The organism is Mucilaginibacter terrae (assembly GCF_031951985.1).
Taxonomy (GTDB): Bacteria; Bacteroidota; Bacteroidia; order Sphingobacteriales; family Sphingobacteriaceae; genus Mucilaginibacter; species Mucilaginibacter terrae_A.
In genome coordinates, this window is record NZ_JAVLVU010000001.1 from 1,563,298 (window position 1) to 1,587,241 (window position 23,944).

Annotated in this window: 17 protein-coding genes and 1 tRNA gene; 9 read left to right on the forward strand and 9 right to left on the reverse strand. The window is 44.0% G+C overall.

Annotation, left to right across the window (positions count from 1 at the left end; genetic code table 11):
- Positions 1–8: 8 nt before the first annotated feature.
- Entirely contained in the window at positions 9–2,426 is a 2,418-nt protein-coding gene (locus QE417_RS06290) for an outer membrane beta-barrel protein (protein ID WP_311948440.1), read from the reverse strand.
- A 423-nt stretch (positions 2,427–2,849) separates the two neighbouring features.
- On the opposite strand from QE417_RS06290, the gene QE417_RS06295 reads away from it, so the two are divergent.
- Positions 2,850–3,218, forward strand: a complete 369-nt coding sequence (locus tag QE417_RS06295) for an ATPase, T2SS/T4P/T4SS family (protein WP_311948441.1) — start codon at positions 2,850–2,852, stop codon at positions 3,216–3,218.
- 131 nt (positions 3,219–3,349) lie between these two features.
- On the opposite strand, the gene QE417_RS23725 is transcribed toward QE417_RS06295, so the two are convergent.
- Together QE417_RS23725 and QE417_RS06300 are read right to left on the reverse strand one after the other, a co-directional pair.
- A complete protein-coding gene (locus tag QE417_RS23725; RefSeq protein WP_446670063.1) occupies positions 3,350–3,523 on the reverse strand; it encodes an IS1/IS1595 family N-terminal zinc-binding domain-containing protein in 174 nt (57 codons plus the stop codon).
- Between the two features lie 225 nt (positions 3,524–3,748).
- Positions 3,749–3,822 (reverse strand) — tRNA-Pro (locus QE417_RS06300).
- Positions 3,823–4,206: 384 nt separating this feature from the next.
- Between QE417_RS06300 and QE417_RS06305 the strand changes: the two genes are divergently transcribed.
- From QE417_RS06305 to QE417_RS06315, 3 genes are all read left to right on the forward strand, one after another.
- A complete protein-coding gene (locus QE417_RS06305) occupies positions 4,207–4,716 on the forward strand; it encodes a glycosyltransferase family 117 protein (RefSeq protein WP_311948443.1) in 510 nt (169 codons plus the stop codon).
- Between the two features lie 37 nt (positions 4,717–4,753).
- Positions 4,754–7,216 (forward strand): protein O-mannosyl-transferase family, encoded by a 2,463-nt coding sequence (locus QE417_RS06310; RefSeq protein ID WP_311954603.1) that lies wholly within the window; start codon positions 4,754–4,756, stop codon positions 7,214–7,216.
- Positions 7,217–7,339: 123 nt separating this feature from the next.
- A complete protein-coding gene (locus tag QE417_RS06315) occupies positions 7,340–8,671 on the forward strand; it encodes a sensor histidine kinase (RefSeq protein WP_311948445.1) in 1,332 nt (443 codons plus the stop codon).
- 39 nt (positions 8,672–8,710) lie between these two features.
- Here the strand turns inward: QE417_RS06315 and QE417_RS06320 are convergent, their stop codons facing one another.
- From QE417_RS06320 to QE417_RS06330, 3 genes are read right to left on the reverse strand one after another with little or no spacing between them, the layout of a single operon-like run.
- Positions 8,711–10,684 (reverse strand): OmpA family protein, encoded by a 1,974-nt coding sequence (locus QE417_RS06320; protein ID WP_311948446.1) that lies wholly within the window; start codon positions 10,682–10,684, stop codon positions 8,711–8,713.
- A gap of 21 nt (positions 10,685–10,705) precedes the next feature.
- On the reverse strand, positions 10,706–11,668 hold the full coding sequence (locus QE417_RS06325) for a PorP/SprF family type IX secretion system membrane protein (protein ID WP_311948449.1): 963 nt from the start codon (positions 11,666–11,668) through the stop codon (positions 10,706–10,708).
- 28 nt (positions 11,669–11,696) lie between these two features.
- Positions 11,697–15,839 carry a CshA/CshB family fibrillar adhesin-related protein gene (locus QE417_RS06330; RefSeq protein ID WP_311948451.1) on the reverse strand — a complete coding sequence of 1,381 codons (4,143 nt, stop codon included), beginning with the start codon at positions 15,837–15,839 and terminating at the stop codon, positions 11,697–11,699.
- Between the two features lie 406 nt (positions 15,840–16,245).
- Here QE417_RS06330 and proB point away from each other — a divergent pair, with 406 nt between their 5' ends.
- Genes proB through QE417_RS06350 form a run of 4 tightly spaced genes read left to right on the forward strand, consistent with a single transcriptional unit; the run spans position 16,246 to position 19,960 of the window.
- On the forward strand, positions 16,246–17,328 hold the full coding sequence (gene proB / locus QE417_RS06335) for a glutamate 5-kinase (RefSeq protein ID WP_311948454.1): 1,083 nt from the start codon (positions 16,246–16,248) through the stop codon (positions 17,326–17,328).
- A gap of 3 nt (positions 17,329–17,331) precedes the next feature.
- A complete protein-coding gene (locus QE417_RS06340; RefSeq protein WP_311948456.1) occupies positions 17,332–18,579 on the forward strand; it encodes a glutamate-5-semialdehyde dehydrogenase in 1,248 nt (415 codons plus the stop codon).
- 31 nt (positions 18,580–18,610) lie between these two features.
- A complete protein-coding gene (locus QE417_RS06345) occupies positions 18,611–18,832 on the forward strand; it encodes a hypothetical protein (RefSeq protein WP_311948458.1) in 222 nt (73 codons plus the stop codon).
- Positions 18,833–19,960, forward strand: coding sequence for a formylglycine-generating enzyme family protein (locus QE417_RS06350; protein WP_311948461.1), 1,128 nt, complete (start codon positions 18,833–18,835; stop codon positions 19,958–19,960). It abuts the gene before it with no gap.
- A gap of 50 nt (positions 19,961–20,010) precedes the next feature.
- Here QE417_RS06350 and QE417_RS06355 read toward each other — a convergent pair whose 3' ends face one another.
- Entirely contained in the window at positions 20,011–20,901 is an 891-nt protein-coding gene (locus QE417_RS06355) for a glycoside hydrolase family 25 protein (RefSeq protein WP_311948462.1), read from the reverse strand.
- Positions 20,902–21,014: 113 nt separating this feature from the next.
- On the opposite strand from QE417_RS06355, the gene QE417_RS06360 reads away from it, so the two are divergent.
- On the forward strand, positions 21,015–21,443 hold the full coding sequence (locus QE417_RS06360) for an HIT family protein (protein WP_311948464.1): 429 nt from the start codon (positions 21,015–21,017) through the stop codon (positions 21,441–21,443).
- Between the two features lie 59 nt (positions 21,444–21,502).
- Here QE417_RS06360 and QE417_RS06365 read toward each other — a convergent pair whose 3' ends face one another.
- Both QE417_RS06365 and QE417_RS06370 read right to left on the reverse strand, forming a co-directional pair.
- Positions 21,503–22,297, reverse strand: coding sequence for a polysaccharide lyase family 7 protein (locus tag QE417_RS06365; RefSeq protein ID WP_311948466.1), 795 nt, complete (start codon positions 22,295–22,297; stop codon positions 21,503–21,505).
- 61 nt (positions 22,298–22,358) lie between these two features.
- A complete protein-coding gene (locus tag QE417_RS06370; protein ID WP_311948468.1) occupies positions 22,359–23,939 on the reverse strand; it encodes a hypothetical protein in 1,581 nt (526 codons plus the stop codon).
- Between the last annotated feature and the right edge of the window lie 5 nt (positions 23,940–23,944).

The window sequence follows — 23,944 nt, forward strand, 5'->3', positions numbered from 1 at the left end:
TTTTAGGTTTAATTGGTTTTAACACGTTTATTTTCCTCATCGGCGCCGGCTGTACGGGCTTCGGCAGGTTTTATGGCTTTGCTGCCAAGGTTATATGTAAACGCTAAAATAATATTCCGGGTATCATTATACTGCTTTAAGTGCAAATCAATATCCTGGTATTTAATTCGCCCGAGGGTACGGTCGCCAAAAAACATATCAGATACGCTCAAACTTATTTTTGCCCGGTTGCCCAATATCTTTTTAGCTATACCGGCGTCCACACTGCTGTTTCGGCCGGCCTTTATAAACTCATACTGGCTGGGCGTGGCGTAGTAAGCGCTAAATTGTGCAGCCCAGGTACTACTCATTTTAATATCGGCCTGGGCAAAAAACACGTGGCTCCATTTTTCGGCCTCAAAAACACCGCCCTGGTATATGGCGGCATAGCGTTGAAGCGTGGTAATTACCCCACCATAACCATCAACTACGTTGCCCACCTTAATAGGGAAATTAAGCTGCGCCGAAAAGTTTTGCGCCTCGGCCCGGTTATCGGCCACGCTAAAGCTTACCAGGCGGGGCACGCCATTGGCGTCAATAACTGTTTTTTGCTGTGGAGCATACTCCACTATAATATTGCTGATTTGGTCGTACGATAAGGCCAGCACCGGCAACCCGGTATAGGTTAAACTCAACTTGCCCGAATGCGTGGTTTGCGGCGTTAACAACGGGTTGCCCTTAGTATACGTAAGCGGATCTAAATAAACCTCAAAGGGGTTTTGCTGCTGGTAGCTTGGCCGGCCAATGCGCTTGCTGTACTGGCCCGTAATGGCAAATACACTATCGAGCCTGCGCGTAAGTAATAAGCTGGGGAAAAACTGCACATAATTACGTTGCAGCACCTTTTTACTGTTGGATGTACCGTTGGCTACGGTTTGCTCGGCACGTAAACCGGCCTGCAAGTCCCACTTACCGTAGGTGATATATAAGTTGGCGTAAGCTGCGTTTATGTTCTCTCTGTAAATAAAACGGTTGGTACGGCCTGCGTCATTCACACCATTTTGCTCAAACAACAGGTTGTTATCTATTTTGGCAAAACTGGTTTTAGCGCCGGTTTCCAACTTGGTGTTTTTACTTAAAGGCTGCACGTAATCGGCCTTTAGGGTTTCAAAGTTTACCGGGTTGTTTATGCGCTGGTAGTTGTGTATAACATTACCACTGAAAGGGTAAACGCGAATATTGCTGGTGTTTTTTAATAGGTAATGCGCAGCATCGGCATCTACCGAAAGGCTTTGGCCCGGCTTCATAAATGCGTGTCGCCAGTTTAAATTCAGGGCCAAATTATTATTTACGTTTCCTTGTTTGTTTTGGCTGGCAAAAGCATCAATAAAGCTTCCGTTAGTTTGATTAGTTTGTATGGAACCATTTTGGTAATTGCCCGAACCATTGCGGTTAAAACCGTTTACTACAATGCCTATGGTGTTCAGGCTATCGGCCTTATAATCGGCACCGGCCTGGTAGGTGTGTATGCCGTAGTTTGACGGGTTATAATTACGCTGGTCGTAAAAGCTGTTATTATTGTAGCGCTTGATGATGTTTACCTCGAATTGAGTACGGTACAGGTAGCTATAATTGCCAAACACATTAAACTTACCGCTTTGGTGGTTTATAGAAACCGAAGGGTTATAACGCTGATAGAGTTTATCTCCCTTAGCAACTTCGTTTAACCGGTATGGGTTTAATCCGGCGTCCATGCCCAATGTGCCACTGGTACCGGCAGCCTGCTTACGCTTCATAATGATGTTAATCACGGCATCCCCTTCGGCATCAAACTTAGCCGATGGGTTGCTGACAACCTCAATACGGTCGATACTGCTGGCCGGGGTAGCGCGCAGTAGCGCGTTCATGTCCTGGTACTGCGACAGGCGGCCATCAACCATAATAACCAGTTTGCTTTTGCCGGTCATAGTTACCCTGTCATTAAGCACGCGCAGACCGGGCACGCGGCGCAATACTTCGGCAGCGGTAGCGCCCGCAGTCAATATGCTGCCTTGCACATTTACCACCAGTTTATCGGCACGTTGCTCTAAAAAGGGTTTACGCCCGGTTACCACCACATCGCTAAGTTGCTTCAAGTCGGCCTTTAACTGTAAATCGGGTACGGTAATATCTTTGTTTTGAAAGCTAATAATGGCCGATGAACCCTGTTTAAAACCAACAGTACTTACCATTATTTTGTAATTACCCGGAGCGGGTTTGGTGAAGGCATATTGCCCATCGGCATTGGTTAAGGCCGATTTACTAACCGAGTCTTTTACATTCATGAGCGTAACATTAGCAAACGCTACAGGTTGAATTTTGTCATCAACTATACGTCCGGTTATACGCTGTCCCAGGGCCAGGCTGCACCAGCAACCGGCCATCATCCACAACACTAAGAACTTCATCAATCAGGGCTTAAACAATAAATGCTGTTTTGTGAAAACAGCGTTTTAAAATTAGTAAAGTGACTGAGTGATTTTTTACACATAGAAGATTCTAAGTTTATTCTAAGGCTAATACACAGATAAGTGCTTACTAAGCAATGAGCTATCAGGGAGTGAGCAGATAATTATTTTCAACAAATGATACCTTACTTAAAATTTAACAATCGCAAAAACTTCATATCGCCCCTAAGCTAAGCGGCTTCTGTTTCCCTGTACAAACCAAGGCATTGCAATGCTTAAACAGCCGAAAACATAAAGGCGTGGCATTATCGTATTCTTCCGAAGGAAAAGTCGGCGGATGTATTTGAGTTATATTATGACAATGACATCGATGAAGGCGGGCTTCGGGATGAATTAGAAATTTTAACGGGGCTCAGGGTTCAGTTGCATCCCCTCCCTCCTGCTCACATCGCCAGGCGGCTTTCCACATATTACCTGCGTGCACAAACCGATTTAACCATTACACAGGTAAATGGAGAATCGGATGCCATAAACTACCTGCAAATGCTGATAGCAGAGGCGCGGAATTTGAACAGTAGTGATATTCATATCGAATCTTACGAATCTAAATGCCGGGTACGCTTTCGTATCGATGGGATGATGATTGAACGTTATTTGCTTAAACAGGAAGATTACCCCGAGTTTATCAATATCATCAAAATACAAGCTAATCTGGATATTGCCGAAAAACGTTTACCCCAGCAAGGGCATTCTTTATTGCCAATAAATGTTTTTAATTCGTCCTCCTCATAAATGCCACCATTTTTTTTGAGGTTTGTTCACTTGGTCGGCCATCTTTTTGATGCGGTTAATTACCGTCCCTACTGCAATTCGCAATAATCGGGAGATACTCCTGATACTACAACCCTCGGTTAACAAAGCAACTATGTTTTGGCTGCAATATGGCGACCATGCTTATAACGATACATATGCAGGAAAGTTATTTTACATGCTTTGCATCGGTAACGTTGTCGGCCTCTAATCTTTCCATGCTTGATGCTAACTCCATTGCATCTCCTACATCTGATGGCACCAACACATTTGATACAGCTATTCATTGTTCAAGGTTTTAGGTGTGATATTTTGCGCTAAAATAGAACGGGCTGTGCTCATATACCATACGTTTTAATAAAGATATTTACCATAAAACCTTAAGCGTTATTGAACGTCAGCAGCTTTTGACATCAACAACAAATTTGAAACATGACCGGAGTGAAATAAAACAAAAAACCCGCAAATCAGTGTGATTTGCGGGTTTTTAACTCGATTTGGTATCGCTGTTGTCGGGATGGCAGGATTCGAACCTGCGGCCTCCACATCCCAAATGTGGCGCGATACCGGGCTACGCTACATCCCGTTTGGGTTTGCAAAGGTAAGATTTTAATATTTGTTTGCAAATTTTTCTTTAAGAAGTTTTAAATTCTTTTAGTTACTTGCTCTTACCTCAATTATTAGTATTTACAATAGCATATTTTGTAAGCTACTGTGAATATCGTTACTCGCAAACGTGGCGCAAAGATAAACTGCTAAAGCGTATTTACAATACCATAACGACATATTTTAGTCAAATACATTGCATTGTATTTATATCTTATTCATTATCAAACACAAAATTTTCAACCTAAAGCTTAAACCGCTCTACTTGATAATGTTAAAGAATGTTAATGTTCATTGAAGCTGAACTTTTATCACTGAAATTAGACCTAACTAATCTCTATGACATCACTTTTACACCTCACTCATGCTTTACAACAAAATTAATAACCTGTTAGGCTGGTTATGCTTTGGCACTGCGGCCATAACCTACACGCTCACCCTTGAGCCATCAGTTAGTTTTTGGGACTGCGGCGAATTTATCTCGTGTGCCTATCGCCTTCAGGTGTCTCATCAGCCCGGATACCCGTTATTTGCCATGATCGGCAAGGCATTCTCTCTCTTGTCAATGGGCGACAATACTAAAGTACCCTACTTCACTAACATGGCTTCGGCACTGGCCAGTGCAGCTACTGTAATGTTCCTGTTTTGGACTATTACTGCACTTGCTAAAAAGCTGATGGTAAAACGCGGCGGTAACCCTACACCACACAATCAAAAGCTTATTATGGCTGCCGGTTTAGTGGGCGCACTTGCTTTCACATTCAGCGATACGTTTTGGTATTCGGCGGTAGAAACAATTGTGTTTGCCCAAGCCGCACTTTGTGTTTCGGTGGTGTTTTGGGCCATATTAAAAATGGGAAGCACGTGCCGATGAGACCGGTGCCGACCGTTACCTTATCCTCATAGCCTACATAATGGGCTTATCAATTGGCATTCATCTGCTTAATTTGCTAACCATACCGGCTTTAACTATGGTATACTACTTCCGTAGAAGCAAGCTCATTAGCACAAAACGCACCACTATAACTGTTTTTATTGGCATTGCTTTACTTGCCTTCGTCCAATTTGGCATTATACAATACACCGTTAAACTTGCGGCCTATTTCGACCTGCTATTTGTAAACACTTTAAAAATGGGTTTTGGCAGCGGTGTATTGGTGTTTCTTTTATTATTGATAGGTTTTTTAGTCACAGGCATCATATACAGCATCCGCAAAAACAAACCTGCGCTTAACCTTGCATTTTTATGTATTACGTTTATTTACTTAGGCTATGGCTCGTTTGCTATGATACCTATAAGGGCACACGCAGGTACAAATTTAAATAACAGCCACCCTGATAATGCCTTTAAACTCCAAAGCTACTTAAACCGCGAACAATACATCGCCCCACCATTGGTTTACGGTCCATATTTTGATGCGCAGGCCATCGATCAAAAAGAAGGCGCTACCATTTATCGCAAAGGCAAAACCCAATATGAGGTGGTGGGCAAACAACAAAAACTAATTTACGACCGCAACACTATATTACCCCGAATTTATAGTCAAACAGATAACAACCCGCAGTTTTACAAGCAATGGCTGCAACTGGGCAATGAGCAATCGCCTACGTTTAAAGACAACTTAAACTTCTTGTTCAGCTGGCAGGTTTATCAAATGTATTTCCGTTACTTTTTATGGAATTTTGTCGGGCGATACAATGACCAGGATGGTCAAACCAGTACGGTTGATGTTGACGGGAACTGGACTTCGGGGTGGTTTGATGGGAGTAAACATTTACCGCCCTTTGTCATCAAAAGCAATACTTATACCCCCTTATATGCATTGCCGCTAATTATTGGCCTGGTGGGCATGGTTTGGCATTTTAAGCGCAATAAGCAAGATGCATCGGTAATTGCACTGCTTTATTTTTTTATGGGTTTAGCTATTGTGCTGTATGTAAACCAGCCCAGTATACAGCCACGTGAGCGCGATTACAGCTACGTGGGATCTTTTTATGCCTTTGCTATTTGGATTGGCTTGGGAACAATTGGCTTTGCCCAACTCCTGCAAAAAAAGGTAAATGCTAAATATGCCATGATGGTGGCTACATCGGTTTGTTTACTTGCAGGTCCGGTATTAATGGCAGTACAGGAGTGGGGAGCACACAACCGGTCAACTAAAATGACACCGCACGACATGGCCAGCAACTATTTAAACTCATGCGCACCCAACGCTATATTGTTTACTTACGGTGATAATGATACCTACTCGTTATGGTACGCCCAGGAAGTGGAGAACATACGCCCTGATGTGCGTATTGTAAACCTGAGCCTGTTTGGTACCGATTGGTACATACGCCACATGAAAAAACGTATGAACCGATCGGCACCGTTACCCATTACCATGAATGATGATTTGTACAAAGATGGCGTTCGTGACTATTTGTATTATCAGGACGCTAAAATCCCTGATTCGGTAGAATTAAAGGACATTTTTGAATTTATTACGTCCGATGCACCTGATGCAAAACTGGAGTATAACAATGGCACAAGCAGCAATTACCTGCCAACCAAAAACTTTAAAATGGCTGTAAACCCCGCCCAGGTCATAAAATCTGGCACTTTACCGGCGGCACAGCAAAGCCGTATTACACAAAACATGAAGTGGAAATATCCTTCAGACCACGTTACCAAAGAGCATATGGCTTTGATGGATATTCTTGTTCACAATAATTGGAAACGCCCAATCTATTTCACCAATTCAGCACCTGATGAAGCCATAATCGGCCTACGCCCATATCTTTATAATGAAGGATTTGCCTACCGCCTGTTACCATTAAAACAAGATACAGCTAACCAGGGCGATAAAACCAACACACTGGTGATGTATAACAACGTCATGAAAAAGTTTAAATGGGGAAATATGAAAAATGCTACCTATCTCGACCAGCAAAGCACCGCCCTGTTTTACCCGTTCATTACTACCACCTTTATGAACATGAGCCAAAACCTGATTAACGAAGGTCACCTGGCATTGGCTAAGCAGGCACTGAACAAATACGACCAGGTAATGCCCGATATTTACCCTTACATTGACGTAGCAGCCCGCAAATTTTACATAGCCGATACCGCCTGCCATTTGCAGGATTTTAAACTGGCTAACAAAATGCTCAACAGTATTAACAATTATGTAAAAGAGCAGTTGGATTACAATTACCATCAACTGCAAAAAGATGCCGATACCGTAAATCTACGCGATGTACAGCTAAGTATGTCGTTACTAAACGAGATGGCACTTTTGGGAGATAAGTATAAGCAGTTAGTCGTTAACAATCGTGTAAAAAAACAGCTTGCCGATTATCAGGAAAAATTCTCGCCGTTAATGCGGCCATAGCATTATTGACTATGAGTTTATACAGCCTGTAACTTATAATTACAGGCTTTTTTATTTTAAGAAAATTCACAACATTACGTCACACTATGCGTATGATAATTATTATATTCACGGAATAAACCCTTGAACTCCCTAATTAAAATCAAGCTGTTCTTACGGCTAAAAATCTGGCGCTGGCTGGTTGGCACCGATCCTCGGTTTGACCTTAATAACCGTGTGTTTCATTCTATTTGCCTTATTGTAATTTGCGCTTTAGGTTATAATATCCCTTTTAATTACCTGATAGGCTTAAAGCACATCGCTATACTTAGTGCGGTAAGCTTTGTGTTGTTTATCATTATATACTACTTATCAAGAGTTAAACAACTAAACTCGCTTGCATTAATTTTATTTTGCATTGGCGGTAACGCCCTGTTCATTTCAAATTTCTTCCTGAATTCAGGTATTGACGGGCCAACTGACTTGTTCTTTATTTTAACAATGGTTGTAATGATAGCAGTAATACCAATCAGGTATTACTGGCTTCTTATTACGTTCCACTTTACCATTATTCTCACGCTGCACTCGGTACAATTCATGAACCCAAACCTGGTGCCGTACTCCTATGCCAGTGTAGATAACCGCTACATTGACATGACCTCTGCTTATGTTATTGTAATTATATTAATACTCTGTAATTTTTACTTTATCAGGCATAATTACGAAACCGAACGTAAATCGGCCGAGCAAAAGGCGGCTATGATGAAACTTTTGAATGAAGAGAAAAACAAGCTTTTTTCCATCATATCACATGATTTACGCGCTCCATTAACCAACGTGCAAAACTACCTTGAGCTGATGAACGAGATAGACCTCTCGCAAGCTGAACAAACAGATATTAAAGATAAACTCCTGAGCTCCACGCGTAATACGCTCGACCTGCTCAATAATGTGCTGTCGTGGTCTAAATCACAAATGGAAGGCCTTAAATTTAAGACCACCACATTATCAGTACACGAATTATTGTTACCCCAGCTACTGCTATTTACCAATATTGCCCAAAATAAAAAAATCAAAATCGAAATATCTATCGATCATGATTTAAAGATAGTGGGCAACGGCGATATGTTACAGCTCATTATGCGTAATTTGATCAACAACGCTATCAAATTTACCGCCCCAGGGGGCCGCATTATTGTAAGCGCCAGGCAAGAGGGTAATTATGGCCTGATGCTGGTTAAAGATACCGGCACGGGCAAACCCATTAAGCTCTCTAACAACATATTTTACTTAAATAGCGAATCGACAAAGGGTACAGCGAACGAAAAAGGTGTTGGACTTGGCTTGGTGCTATGCAAAGAGTTTACCGAGGTACAAAACGGCCAAATATGGTTTGAGTGTGATTCGGTTAGTGGAACCACCTTTTTTGTAGAACTGCCGCAGTTTCATAAACATGTGGTGGCCATGAATCAGTAACAATTACAAAAATATCATACACACCTACTGAGCTTAATGCTAATACTTCAATATCACAAACTCGGTACGACGGTTTAACTGGTGCGCGGCTTCACTGCATTCAACGCCATTGCTGCATTTGTTTAACAAGCGGGTTTCTCCATATCCCCTGGCAACCAGGCGGTCTTCGTCAATATCGCCAACGGTTACAATATACTCCACTGCGGCATTTGCCCGCTTGCGAGACAGGTCCATGTTGTAATCATCATCGGCCCGGCTATCGGTGTGGGATGAAAGCTGTATAACCAGTGTAGGGTTATCCTTCATGATCTTGATGAGCTTATTCAGCTCTACCTCAGCATCTTCGCGTATATACCACTTATCCAGATCGTAATAGATATTCTCGAGCCTGATGGGTTTCTGTAGTTCTATTTTATCTAAGTAGAGGTTTTTTTTCATCACCTCGTTAGGGCTTAAACCCGCGGTTGAAAATTGCTTCAGATTATCAGTCAAGTAGCCTTTCTTTTCGCCCTTCAACTGATAATCAGCATTGGCAAAAATGGTAAAGCCGTACTCGCCATTGCTACTGGTTTGTACATTTACCGTTGCCCCTTTAATTGAGATTAGTGTTACCAGGGTATTATTAAGTGGTTTGCGCGTATTTTTATCGTAAGCAATACCCTCAAGCCTGTAAGCTACCGGAATGGTGTAAGCAAAACTGTAAATATCATCGCTGCCAACGCCACCAGTACGGTTTGATGAAAAGTAACCTGTATTAGCATCATTCAGCACATAGGCAAAATCATCCTGCGCCGAATTAACCGGGTAGCCTAAATTAAGCTTGGTATCAAAACCATCAGTTTTACGCAAAGCTTTAAATACATCTACCCCCCCCATACCTTTGTCGCCATCGGTTGATAGGTACATGTTGCCGGCAGCATCAATAAACGGCGTACGCTCGTTAGCAGCAGTGTTTACCGACTTTACGTTAATCGGTTGTCCCCACACACCGGCATCGCGCGTAGAGTAGTAAATATCGGTACCACCCAAGCCACCTGGCATGTTCGATACAAAGTAGAGCGTTTTACCATCGGGCATAATAAAGGGGTCGCCAATAGAATACTCGTCTTCTTTGTTGTAAATAAAAGCCACAGGTTTAGTCCACTGCTTGGTTGCAGGGTCTAAATGGCTGGAGTATACGCCCAGGTTTATTGTTTTAATTTTAGCCGTATCCTTCTTCTCTTTAAACAAACGGGTAAGCGTAAAGTACATTTCGGTACCATCCGCTGTAAAACTTGCGGCTCCGATGTGATAATCGGTACCGGCAATAAACGTAAACGGCTTAACGGCATCGGTTGAGCCATTGGCCGCCAGTTGCTCATACAGGTTGAGGTATTTATTACCGGTCCAACCGTAAATACGTTTATCAAGGTTGGTATTAGTATCGAACCATATTAACGGGCGCTTTTTTTTGCTTTCTATCTCTTTCACCTTTTCGGTTCTATCCGAAGTAAAAACGAGGTTATTATTATATTTAACTGCACCCCAGTCCGACTCCTGCGTGTTCACCGTGCTTAAATTGCGTATATCCACATCAACCGGTTTCTTCATCCATTTGATGGCTGAATCGCATGATGACATCCAGTAGTTCAACTGTTTAAGATCCGTATTGGGTGTTATGCTGTAATACTTGGTGTATTGCTCTTTGGCTTCAGCATATTTCAGATTGTTTTTTAATACTTCGGCATATGTGTAAAGGTTTGCAGGTTTGCTCCCTTGCATGCCAATCACCGTAGCATACCATTTTTCGGCTTCCTTGTAGTCGCGCATCATGCGGTATGAGTTGGCCAGGCGCTCGGCGGTGTACAGCGTGGCTTTCTTTTTGTAGGCTTGCAGGTACAACTCGGCCGCTTTGCTGTAATTATACAGGGCGTACTGCTCGTCGGCCAGTTTATGTACATACTGTGCCCGGGCCGTGTGGGCAACAGCGATCATTATAATGATGGTAGCTAAAGTAGATAGTTGTTTTTTCATGCCGGTTCAGGTAATTTACGGTTAAAAGAACCTTGGGGTTAACATCCGCGTTTTTTGTGTTTTTATGTAAAAACCTATTGATATTTCGTGCGTGCCGCTACTGTATCCTTTCAATGGACCAATTGATACGTCGTACGCATAACCTACACGCAGGTTTTCTAAAGCAAACACTTCAATAGCGCCAACAAACGAGTTCAAATAACTCAGATCGTTTTGCAGGTGATTTTTGTTGTACAACTTAACGCCGGTACGGTACGAACCACCTATCCAAAAACGCTCGCCAAAAGCAACAAATGCGTTCAAATCCAGACTGGTAGGTCCGGCTGCATCATCTTTAAGCAACACACTTGGTTTAAACAACACATCTTCCGACACGGGGAACAACGCACCGCCTGTTAAATAATAATGCGGCTTAGGCTGCGCTATATAACCACGGTTACGCACGTTAATGTACTGCGAGATCAAGTTATCGGCCGATATACCGGCGTAGTATTTATTATCCGAATAAAATACCCCCACCCTGCCATCGGGCACAAAAGTACTTTGCATACCTACCGGCATGTTGGGTTCAGGATCGTTAGGGTTAAGTAATGCGCCGTTGATACCCAATTGCTGAAAGCCAACGCCAAAACCTAACGCCAGCCGCGAGCTACCATCCTGGTTCATGCGTAAACGGTAGGCGTAATTGCCATAAGCCGACAGGTTACTCTGCGCACCCAACTTATCGTGCGATATTTGCAAGGCCAAACCCACGTTGCCGTTATTGGCAATAGCATCCACCGCCAGCGACATACTTTTGGGCGAACCCTCAATACCTGTCCACTGCGAGCGAAAGTAGCTGTGCACGTTTAAATTCTCTTTATAACCTGCATAAGCCGGGTTAATGTATATGCCGTTAAACATATACTGGCTTTGCTGGGCATCCTGCTGGGCAAATAAGCGTCCGGCAGTTAGTAGTAGTATGAGTGTTAAAAATTTCTTCATATCAGCCTGTTTATTGCATCCGCAATGCTTAATTGTTTCTTAGCGTACGCATTAAAGTGATATAACCTTTTAGTACCTGCCAATCGGTGGTTTTAACTTTCAGGATGTAGTAATACGTTCCTTCGTTAAGGCCCTCGCCTGTCCAGGTATTTCTATAATTGCTCTGGTGAAAAACCTCGTTACCCCAACGGTTTACGATAATCAGTTCGTTTTGCGAAAATTTATCCAGCCCGCGTATCTCAAACACATCATTAATACCATCGCCGTTTGGCGTAAACAGGTTAGGTATTTTGAGTAATGATGTTGCACTGATGTTGATGTTTACCGTTGCCACGTTGGTATAATAGCCGTTAAGGTCGCGCACGCGGTAAGTAAATTCGTCGGCACCTGCATAACCAGGGTTTGGCGTGTAGGTAACTGTGCCGTTGCCTCCAATAGTTACCGTACCATTTTTAGGTTGGGTTACAATTTCGATTGATTGCTGGTTAAATGAACTGTTGCCCGAGTTATCGTTACCTAAAATACTAATGATTACCGGCGTATTAATACCTGTAAAATCGGCATCGTTACTTGCAACCGGCGATTTAGGGAACGTAGTAGTTACACCCGAAGCACTGGTAAGCGGATTTCCCCCAGCATCAACCGCGTTAACACTGGCATTATTAATTACCGAGCCTGCATCCTTATCGGCCTGTGTGAGTGTGTAGTTAAGCGAATAATTAACGCTGGCACCAGGCTGCAACCCTCCTACCGGAAGTTGAATAGCTGACCCATTCAACCCCAGTTTACTATCGGTAAGGTTTACCGTATTAATAACCGATTGCCCGGTATTGCGTATAACAAACGTGTAGGTGATAAAATACGAGTTAAATGCCCCTGTTTTGGTCAGGCTTACAGATCCCGGCGCAACAGCAGTAACTGCAACTACGGTAGGGTCTTCGGCGGGGCCGGTTGATGGGTTATCTGATCGTTTGCTTACCGCTATGCCGTTGGCATCGGTACCATTGGCCGTAGCCTGGTTGCTGTAAAAGCCCGCAGTAACATCAGCCTGTACCACGGTGTGCCTTGCCGTAACCGTTGACGAGGCGTTTGGCGCAAGCGTTGCAACGGTAGCCGGAGATACAGAACCAGCATCGGCACCCGGATCGGTAATGGCTACGTTATTAAGCACGGTGCTGCCTGTGTTGGTTACCACAAGGGTGTAGTTAATTACATCGCCTACCCTGCTATAACCGTTGGTGGCTACTTTAGTAAGGCTCATAGCCGATGCATAGATGGTCACGTTCACCGTTATCGGGTCTGACACCACCCCATCGGGCGTGGTTAGCGTGTAGGTAAAGCTATCGGTGCCGGTATAACCCGCCACCGGCGAATAAGTTACCCTACCATTGGCATCAACCGTGGTAATACCGTGCAAGCCATTGGTTGGTGTAACCGTAGTACCGTTAGCACTGGGGCCATCATTGTTTTTAACGGTGATGTTTACAGGCGTATTTAACGGCGTAGTAACGGCATCATTAACACCAACCGGTTTAATGTTTATAGTTACGGTAATAGGGTCAGATACAATGCCATCGGGCGTTGTCAGCGTATAGGTATAAGTATCTTTACCTATGTATCCGGCCTGCGGCGTGTAGGTTACCCTGCCTGTGGCATCAACTGTGGTAGTTCCGCGCAAACCGTTTGTTGGGGTAACGGTAGTACCAATGCCGCTTGCACCATCGTTGCTTTTTACAATGGTAGTAACCGGGGTGTTTATTGGTGTAGTATCGGTATCGTTTACGCCAACCGGTTTAATATTAATAGTTACGGTGATGGGGTCAGATACAATGCCATCAGTTGTGGTGAGCGTGTAAGTGTAGGTATCGATACCTGCGTAACCCGTGTTAGGTGTATAAGTAACCTGTCCGTTGGCATTAACGGTTGTTGTACCGTGTGCACCATTGGTGGGTGTTACCGTGGTGCCGGTGGCGCTTGGGCCGTCATTAGCTTTTACAGTAGTGGTTACCGGGGTATTTATTGCGGCCACATCGGTATCGGCCACACCGGCTGGCTTTATGCTAATGCTGATGAGGGCGCTTACACTTTCGGTTCCGTAATTATCTTTTATGGTATAGGCAATTGGTGTTGCTTTACCTACAAAGGTAGCTACCGGCGTAAAGGTTACCTGCCCGCTTGTGGCATTTACCGTATAAGTGCCTTGACTTGGAATAGTAACGCTGGTCTTTTTAACATTATCGGCCGGATCAATAAGCAGAACCGTAGTCAGGTTAATAGTACCATCGGCATCAGTATCATTGCCCGGTATATTCAGGGTAATTGGCAAACCAATACCTGTAGTACCCACATCGGCCACGGTAACCGGCGCCTGGTTTATACCAAAGTTTACGTTGGTTACATCTAAACTGGTGCCCGGTGTTGATACCGATATTTGCAGATTTGGGCTACCCGGCTTTATACCGGTGTTGCCCGAATTATTATTGCCGTAAAAAGCACCCGAAGCATCCCAACCAGGCGGCAAATTAGCTGCTACCGCTGTTAAATTACCACCCAGAGCAACATCATTGGTTGATATTGCCACGGTATAAGTACCGTTGTTATTGTTAGGAAACGAATAGGAACCATTGGCAGCTACGGTTGCTTTATTAACAATTATTCCGCTGGCATTAACCAGGTAGGCATAAAGCTGACGAGTACCCACGCTTTGCAGCGGATTACCCGATATGGCATTATCGGCTGAACCGTTGCCATCGTTAACCACCGTGCCCGATATGGCTACACCAACAATATCCTTCAGTCTGTAATCTTCGGCTTCGCCATCGGCAGCAAATGAAATGCTGCGTTCATCGGCCGGGGTAGATGCATCATCCAATAAATTAGTAGTGGTAATACGTAAACGCGTATAAAGCGGACCTACTTTTATTTTACCCGAAAACATGGCGTTGGGGAAAGTCAGCGTAAACGGCTGATTAATGGTATTGGCCGGAACGGTAACCCTAATGAGTTCGTCAATGGAAAAAACGCCGTCGCCGCTAAAATCAATCCAACCGTATAAAATGGCTGGCACGGCTTTTTCATTAGTTGCGGTAACATTAAGCACCACATCTCCTACTTGATTCACCTTAACCGTAGGCAAACTTGCCGGGCTGAGCGTGCTTTCATCAGGATTATCAACCAAATCATCATTATCGGCATTTATACTGGTTACCAACTGCCCATCGGGGTCGAGGTTATTGGCTCCAATATACACCCGTGCTTTAGGTGTTAATGGCGAAGTGTTGTAGTTAACCACCTCGTAAGTACCATCACCGGGGAAGTAATTCGTTTGTTCAAAATCATCAATATAGTGGCCGGTAATACCATAGCTCAACGGATTGTCGCCCAAATCAAAAGGCAATACAAAGCCTATAGCCATGGCTGTAATACCCGAACCCATCATGCCCACATTGGTCAAATTACTGGCACCACGGGCAAACATTACAGCCTGAACGCCAAAGTTGCCGGGAGGCAAATCGGCGTAAAGTTTAAAAGACTTGCCGCTATTGGTTAAATCCATTTTGTAATGAATGTCGGCTATATTACCTTGTGTACGCTTATTGAGCAGTTGCCAGGCTACTGCGTTTGGTGTACTGCCCGAAATGTATTCACCGCCCGAATCGATAGATTCTGCATCGGCAATTACCATACCCGGATAGTTTACATTGGTCCAAACGTTATTAATAAGAATGGTTACCTTAATATCAATATCAAAATTTGCCGTACCGCCGTTACTTATGGCCACCGCCGAATTTTGCACCCCGCGCGAATCGGGCTTAGGCTGGTTATTGCCCGAAAAAATGAGATCTAAACCATCGCCAAAATAACTACCGGGTGTGTACGAAAACATATTGGCACCTGCCGAAAGTACCCGGTTGCTGATTATAGCCGTAATGCGAACGGTTGGCGAAAATTGCCAAACATAGGTACCGTTAATAATATTAGCCGAAGTGTAGCCAACAGGGGCATCTATTAAGGTTGCACCGCTTGCTGCGCGGTCCCAGGTGAGCCAGTAAACAGAGTTGGCTAACTTTACGCCCGCGCTGCCGCCAACGGCATATTGAGCCGACGCGTTGAACGCGCCGCATATAAAAACAAATAGCAGGGCAACCCTCAGTAAAAACTTATTGAGCATAAGGTATAATTTTAGGCGAAACAAAGAATCAGAAAACTCTCCTTTAAAGCTGTAAGTAGCTTTTAGCCTTTATTAAAAATTACACAGTTTGCTTTCTTAAATAAACCTTGTAAAGTTATTCTCATATTAGTTATTATATATTTTTCTAAGATTAATGGCAGATATTTTTGCCCTTATACGCAGATGGGCTTCAAAAGTTACCGAAGATAAGAGATATTAGAGCGATTTTTTAATATTAATTTCTACTTTTTCAATTGCTATTAATCGATAGTTAATCGTAGATTTTATAGTGCAATAAGCTAATCATCCGAAATTTTATAATTAAAATCTACTTAGTTAATAGAGATAGCTATTTTAGCAAACTGAACAATAGGCCGGTTGCTTTGGCCCCCCTTCAATATACCACATGAACTCATCGTACCAGCGCATAGTTATTAAAGTAGGTTCTAACGTGTTAACCCAGGCCAATGGCCTGCCCGATGCGCATCGCATTGCCAACCTTGTAGACCAGATTGCCTCCATACAGGCATCGGGTAAAGAGGTTATCCTGGTATCATCGGGCGCGGTAGCTTCGGGTAGGAGCCTCATTTCGCTTCCCGAAAAGGTTGACCCTATTGCTACGCGACAGTTACTGGCCTCGGTTGGGCAGGTTAAGCTCATAAACACCTATGCCCAGCTGCTCGAAAAGTACAACATGGTATGCTCGCAGGTATTGGTAACGCGCGAAGATTTCAGGGATAAGACGCATTACCAAAACATGAAAAACTGCCTCGATATTTTATTGAAGCACAAGGTTTTGCCCATTGTGAACGAGAACGATGTGGTATCGGTAACCGAACTTATGTTTACCGATAATGATGAACTGGCCGGCCTCATTGCCTCCATGCTTAACGCCCAAGCACTCATTATTTTGAGTAATGTAGATGGCATTTTTGATGGCGACCCTAAACTACCCGGCTCAAAACTGATTGAAGAGATTACGCACGATGGGCTGGATTTTTCATCGTTTATAAGCAGTACCGTTAAGTCGCAATTTGGCCGCGGTGGAATGATCACCAAATCAACCATGGCGCAAAAGGTAGCCCGGCTGGGTATCAACGTGCATATTGCTAATGGTACCAAGGATGGTATACTTAATCTTATTTTGAACGGCAAAGACAAGCACACTCGTTTTATCCCTAAAAAATCGGCATCAAGCAAAAAGAAATGGATAGCGCATTCGGGCAACTTTGCTACGGGTATGGTTACCATTAACGAGGGTGCAAAAACGGCGCTTACATCGGCCAGGGCAACCAGTTTGCTGCCGGTGGGCGTGGTTAAAATTGATACCGAATTTAAAAAGGGCGACATTATTCGTATTATGGACGAGAAACAAAACCTAATTGGCCAGGGCATAGCCGAATATGGTGCCGACAAAGCCCGCGAGCGCCTGGGCAAAAAGAATGAAAAGGCGCTGGTACATTACGATTATCTTTACTTACAAGCTTAACCCATGAGCTATAAAGCATATTTTGAAAACGCCGTTGCGGCCGGTTATAACATTGCCGGTTTAAGTATCGACACCATAAACAACGTACTGCTGCACGTAGCCGACCTTGCAGTTGAACAAACCGATACCCTGCTGGTCGAAAACCAAAAAGACCTCGACCGCATGGATGCGAATGACCCGAAGTACGACCGACTTATGCTCACCCGCGAACGTATTGAAGGCATTGCTGCCGACATCAGGAACGTGGCTCAACTGGATAGTCCGCTGGGCGAGGTTTTATCGCAAACCGAGCGCCCCAATGGCTTACATATCAGTAAAATTCGTGTTCCGCTGGGTGTGGTTGGTGTTATTTACGAGGCGAGGCCAAACGTTACCTTTGATGTGTTTGCCCTTTGCTTTAAAACGGGTAACGTAAGCTTACTAAAAGGCGGCAGCGATGCCGACTTTTCAAACCGGGCTATAATCGGCATTATTCACCAGGCGCTGCAAAAATTTGGTATTGATGTAAATGCAGCAACACTACTGCCTGCCGAACGGGCGGCCACAGAGGCCTTGTTTAATGCCGTTAGTTATGTTGATGTGCTTATACCACGGGGCAGCCAGCAACTTATTAACGCCGTGCGAGAGCATAGCAAGGTACCCGTTATAGAAACCGGTGCAGGCATAGTCCATACTTATTTTGACGAATACGGCGATGTTGAAAAAGCTGCACCCATCATTCACAATGCAAAAACCCGTCGTGTAAGTGTATGCAATACGCTCGATTGCCTGGTTATACACACAAACCGTTTAACCGAACTCCCCTACCTGCTAAGTAAATGCGGCGATGCCGGAGTTGAAGTTTTTGCAGATGAAGCAGCTTATGAGCAGCTTACGCATTATTACCCGCATGAACTATTGTATCCGGCACAGCCCGAACATTTTGGCACCGAATTTTTAGCCATGAAAATGGCTGTTAAAACGGTGAACAGTTTTGAGGAAGCACTTGACCATATTGCTCATCACAGCTCTAAGCACAGCGAGGCTATCATTTCGGAAGATGCCGAGCGTGTTGAATTGTTTTTTAATAAAGTTGATGCGGCGGCCGTTTACGTAAATGCCTCTACAGGCTTTACCGATGGTGCCCAGTTTGGCCTGGGTGCCGAAATTGGCATCAGCACACAAAAACTGCACGCCCGCGGCCCAATGGGTTTAGCCGAACTCACCAGCTATAAATGGGTAGTACGCGGTACCGGGCAAATAAGGCAATAAAATAATTTCACTGGTTTTAAGTTTGATAAGAATGGCCATTCGGATTTTAATAGGTGCATTATCATTGGCGGTTGCAGTTTGTATGGCCTCCTGCCAAAACCCGGCACAGCCTGCACAGGCAAAACCAGTTGCAGCGGTTAAAAAACCAGCCGCTTGTTGTACAGGCAAAACCCCGCCCCGTTTCGGACTAAAAGCACCTGTTGCTCCGCAAAAAGAACAGTTGGACAGCCTTGCAAAATCTGCTAAAAACTAAATGAGATACAGTTCTTCATTCAGCATAAAACTAACTGCACTTGCTGGCATGTTGTTACTTACGGCGGCATCATTGCTCATTGCTTCCTGTGGTGATAATTCTCAAAAAAGCAATTTTGAGACCACACAAGCTACAGCACCACAAGTCACAGCCTCAACATCTAATAATATAAAGTTTAGCGGCGATACCTCTACGCAAGGTATGGTGCTCATACCCGTAGGCACATTTATGATGGGTGCCGATAATAATCAGGCAGCCGCAGATGAGTATCCAAAACACAAGGTTACGCTATCATCCTTTTGGATGGATGAGCACGAGGTTACCAATGCCCAGTTTCGTAAGTTTGTGGAGGCTACAGGTTATAAAACTACAGCCGAACGCAAACCCGACTGGGAACAATTAAAAGCACAACTCCCTCCGGGTACACCGAAACCGGCTGATGACCAACTGGTACCGGCTTCGTTGGTTTTTACCCCGCCCGATCATCCGGTAGATTTGAGCGATTACTTGCAATGGTGGAGTTGGGTACCGGGAGCCGATTGGCAACACCCTGATGGCCCCAAAAGCAACATAAAAAGCAAAAACAATTACCCGGTAGTACACATAAGCTGGGACGATGCCACGGCCTACTGCAAATGGGCAGGCAAACGCCTGCCAACCGAAGCCGAGTGGGAATACGCCTCGCGCGGCGGACTTGCCAACAACACTTACCCCTGGGGCAACGAGGCGGTTAACACCGGCAAACCTAAAGCCAACGCTTGGGACGGGCATTTCCCCGATGTAAATACCGAACGCGACGGCTTTACAGGCACTGCTCCCATCAAGCAATACCAACCCAATAAATACAACCTTTACGATATGGCTGGCAACGTTTGGGAATGGTGCGCCGATTGGTATCGTAACGATTATTACCAAACCGTAAATTCTGCTGCAGGCATCACAAACCCGAAAGGTCCCAACACCAGCCACGATCCTGATGAACCTTACGCGCAAAAGAAGGTTACCCGCGGCGGGTCGTACATGTGTAATGATAGTTACTGTTCGGGTTATCGCAGCGCCCGACGCATGAAAAGCTCATATGATTCGGGCATGAGTAACCTGGGTTTCAGGTGTGTGCGTGATAAATAGCAAAACCTGCTTTAATAAACATCCCACGGCATTTAATGACTTAATCATTATCAACGAATAAGAAATTGCTCAAACTGAATACTATCCCCTTTAAAAGCATCAAAATCAACCGTGTGGTTAATGCCGTTTATGTGGGCCGTTTCGGAGTGCTGCCAAAACCACCAGTTGGTGTTTTTTCCGGCTTTCAGCTGCGGTTTATTGTAATGGGCAATCCATAAAGGGTAGTCTTCAAAGTCGCCTTCGAGGTAATCTTTGTAAAAGCTCAAGCCTGTGTAAATAACAGGTTTAACATGAAGTTTGCTTTCTACATGCTTTAAAAACTCGTGCAGTTCCTTACGCATTACTTCGGGCTTTACATTGTCCAGGCGCTCAATATCAACCACGGGCGGCAGATCGCCACTCTCAATATTAACATTTTGCAAAAAGAAACGCGCCTGCCACAAACCGCTTTTATACGGCCTGAAAAAGTGATAAGCCCCGCAACGGATACCGTTTTTAGCTGCCTCGCGCCAGTTACGTTTAAAGTAAGGATCAACAGTGAGCAAGCCCTCGGTAGCTTTCATAAATGCAAACTTAATGCGTACACTATCTTCTTCCATGGCTCGTACTTTGGGCCAGTCTATTTTACCCTGCGCGTATGATACATCGATGCCGTGAATTTTATAGCGCATTGGAATATCTATACCAAAACTCTTATAAGTACGGTAATGCGGATTTTTACCAATGTTTTTTACCCACTGCCAGCTTGATGAAAAAAAGTTGACCACGTACCCGTAATAAAAAGGTGATAATAGAATAAGCAAAGCCCCGATAATCACCGGTTTCCACGGAAAAGTTGCCGATTTCTTTTTAACTGCAGGCTTTCGCGTGGTTTTAGCACGGGGCTTAGCAGCCGGGCTTTTGCGTGGTTTAAAGGATTTTAATTCTTTAGGGGGCGTCACACGGCAAAGTTAAGCACTCTTGGCTGCAATAAAATAATTAAAATATTTTTCGGGAATTTACAAGCAGGTAGCCTACTTTTAGACGTAACTAATTAGCCATTCCATTACTTAATATGACAACAATTAACCCTTGCATATACTGTGCAAAAGACCAGCGCCTTACCGATTTAATGATACAAGTAGCCGAACTGGATACCTCTATTGTCTATCTTTTTAAGGAGCAAACCTATAAAGGCCGTTGCGTGGTTGCTTACAAAAAGGAACATAAAAACGAAATATTCGAGCTATCTGAAACTGAGCTTATATTATTTTCAAAAGATGTTGCCCGGGTAGCAAAAGCAGTTAACGCGGCTTTTGAACCCGGTAAAATAAATTATGGCGCTTATGGCGACAAAATGCCGCACGTACACTTTCATATTGTGCCTAAAAGGGAAGAAGCTCCTAAATGGGGAAGCACTTTTGATATGATGCCCGACGAAAAGGTATACTTAAGCGATGCGGAATACGCAGAAGTTATTGACAAGATCAAAGCAAATTTGTAAAAAGTAAAGGCCTCATATACTTAAACAATGAGGCCTTTTTACTTATCAATTTAGGTGTTTTAGTTCTCGTGCTTTACCCACACGTTATAAATTTCCACCTCGCCATAGGCATTGCATGATTCGCCCTCGGTTTTCTTGGTTCCCTGGCATGACGACTGTACGTAAGCTCCTGCTTTAAAATATCCGCCGGTAAAGTTTATATCAAAAGTGTATTTGAGCAACTCGTTATAATAGCATTTTACTTTATTATTGGCCACCACCATTTTTACGCTAAAACGGGTGCCTAAAACATAGTTTTCATCCAGTACATCACGCGTGCCGCCATTTACCGATACCAGCAGCTTTTTATCTTCAACCCGGAAAAATATCACATACTTATCGGCGTCATGAATTTGCCCCACCACCATGTGCTTGCGAACGTCGGGCAGGTGCGTAATGCGCTGATCAATGAACATCGTGTGCGTGCCCTCTGCCGATGACCATGCGGCAGATTTTTTACCGTTGTCGGTCATTTCGCGCAGCTCCGATCGCGGGAAGTTCGACCCGCTCGTGGTTGCTCCTCCGGCGTTAGCTTTAAAGGTTACTGCATCATTGGTTTTATTGGTAAAAAAGAAATCCTTATTGGTGTAAGAGTTCAGCTGCGGCTGCTTTATCTCATCGGGATTAATGGTTTCATCAGAATTTATGGGCAGGGTAAGTTTCCAGTTGGCAAGGTCAAGTACCTGGGCTGGTAACTTATCGGTTGCCGGTGTTATGTGCTGTTCGGCTTGAGGCTTGCTTTCGGGTTGAACCACTTTTTCGGAGCAAGCCAAAGTAGAAAACAGTATGCCGAATGTGTAAATGTATAACTTCATATTATGAATAATAAAAATCAACCGGCATAGTTTCCCACGCCGGTTGAAAAATTTAACCACACTATTTTTGAATAAGAATATCGAACTTAACAGTTGAGGTACCGGTACTTGATACCGCTTCCTTAGCACGTATCAGTGCATTTTTGTAAGTAGTTCCGTTGGCATCAGGTATGCGTACATAAATTAAATAGGCCGTTGTTATATTAAATACCGTGGCGGTTGCTGCTGCTACGGCATCGAAACGGGCACTGCTGCCGGTAGGTGCAGTTACCGCATTAGCGGTAAAAAAGGCATCATCAAGCGCGTCAATGGTTCCCGCGTTATATTGCGCGTAAATATTATCGGTGCCGGTTGTGCCGGGTAAAAGTACCCTGAAACGGGTTGCCCTAAAACTCGAAGCATTAGAAATAACCCATGATGCACCATTACACCTAAAGTTTGATGCCACATTGGTGGTATTGGTAGGGCTGTAAAATGCCGGACCGGTACCTGTTCCGTAAAACAGGAATGACATGGTAGATTCACTTGTATTCAAATCGCAATTGCCTTTGGTAGTTCCATTATCGGCAAAGAAAATGGTGGCCGTGCCGGTGGTTTGTGCGTTCATTACCACATCGCGGTAAAGCTGGGTTTGGTAAGTGAAGTTTAGCGGAATTATCTTTTCGGTTTGTAGATCATCAGTATCAAAAGCAATGAGTTTAATATTCGTAGCTCGCCTGCGGAAAGTGTAGTTATAGTTGAAGCTATAATTCACGCTGCTATTAAGGTTGGTAAGACTGTTTACCAATACATAAGCGCCCTGGTAGTCGTCATAAATATCTATCTTTTTTAACCCGCTTACCGATGTTACATTACCGGTAATGGCTGTTGCACCACTGAGGTTAGGTGTAATGCTTGTAGCAAAATTAATAAAGGCTGGTTTAAAGGCAGCCAAATCAACCGGCATGTTAATAATAACCTCGTTGGTTTGATTGTAAACATCAGTTGCTATCACCTTAATGTGCTGGGCAGCTTTACGATATTTGTAAGCATAATTTAGCGCATAGGTTTTAGCGTTATTCATATCGGCAATGCTCGTCACTAATTCGTAAGTGTTTTCAACTTTGGAATCGTCGTAAACATCAACTTTTTTTATACCATAGGCAGATGTAACAGTGCCGGTAACAGCAGTATTTCCACCATTTAAATTAGCCGTAACACCGGCCGGAAAGTTACTCAACTGCGGCAAAGCCGGATCGAAGTAGGTGATTTTGATAAAGCCGGGTATAGTGCTGTTATCGGTTTGCTTAGCCATAATTTTAACACCCGTAGCCTTGCTCATGTTATTAACCGGGAACGAGGTTAAGGGGATGTTCAGGGTGTAATTGGTAGGATTATCGGCCGTGTTATCGGTTACGTAAATAAGCGAATCTGTAGCGTTTGTACGAATGAGGTAGCAATACACAAAACGTATACCCTCTGATGATATTAGCTGACCGCCGATGCTTGTAGCCGGGGTAAAGTCTTTTGTGGCTTTATTAAAGGTATAATCATTGGCCGTAAAGCTACTGCTGCCACTACCTGCTACCTTATCTTTTTTACATGATAAAATAACCGTGCAAACGGCCAGCATCACTAAAAATGGTTTTAAAAATCTTCTCATATCTT